The sequence below is a fragment of the Nitratidesulfovibrio oxamicus genome (assembly GCF_015731765.1).
GTDB classification, from domain to species: Bacteria; Desulfobacterota; Desulfovibrionia; order Desulfovibrionales; family Desulfovibrionaceae; genus Cupidesulfovibrio; species Cupidesulfovibrio oxamicus.
Genome location: NZ_VRYY01000789.1, coordinates 1 through 539, shown reverse-complemented (window position 1 = coordinate 539; position 539 = coordinate 1). Strand labels below are relative to the sequence as shown.

Annotated in this window: 2 pseudogenes; both read right to left on the bottom strand. The window is 73.8% G+C overall.

What is annotated here, in order from left to right:
- Positions 1–225, bottom strand: a pseudogene (locus FVW20_RS18545) (hypothetical protein); the annotation flags it as partial.
- Positions 222–539 (bottom strand): annotated as a pseudogene (locus tag FVW20_RS18540) (cytidylyltransferase domain-containing protein); the annotation flags it as partial. The pseudogenes FVW20_RS18540 and FVW20_RS18545, both read right to left, overlap by 4 nt.

Genomic DNA, 539 nt, shown 5'->3' with positions numbered 1-539 from the left:
GCCGGGCACGCCGGGCACGCCGGGCGCGCCAGGCGCGTCAGGCGCGTCAGGCGCATCGGGGCCCGTGATGTGGCGCAGGGCCAGGTACAGGGCGTGGAACCGCTCCACCGACAGCAGCGAGGCGTCGCGCCACGCGAAGTAGGCGTCCCAGAACAGGGTGTCGGTGATGTCGGGGTAGCGGGGGCGCGGGTCGCCCCGTTCTGCGTTGATGGAGGCGGCGTTCACGGGGTGTTTCCTGTGGCGGCTTGGGCGGTGATGTCGGGGTGTCCGTCATGGGCGGCAAGGGCCATGCCCCGTGCGGCGTCCAGACGCGAGGCCACCAGGGTGGCTTGCGCCCGCCCGATGGGGATGGGGCGGTAGGGCAGGACGCCGGATTCGCAGGGGGAGGAATCGTGCGGGCCGGGGACGCCATCGGCGGCGACTTCCGTTGTGCTTCTTGTGGTGCGGCCCCCAACGCGCAGCAGGGTCAGCGCACCGTCGCGGCACAGCACGCCGGGCAGGTCCTGCCGCCGGGAGGGCACGCCCGGTGCGGAGAGCAC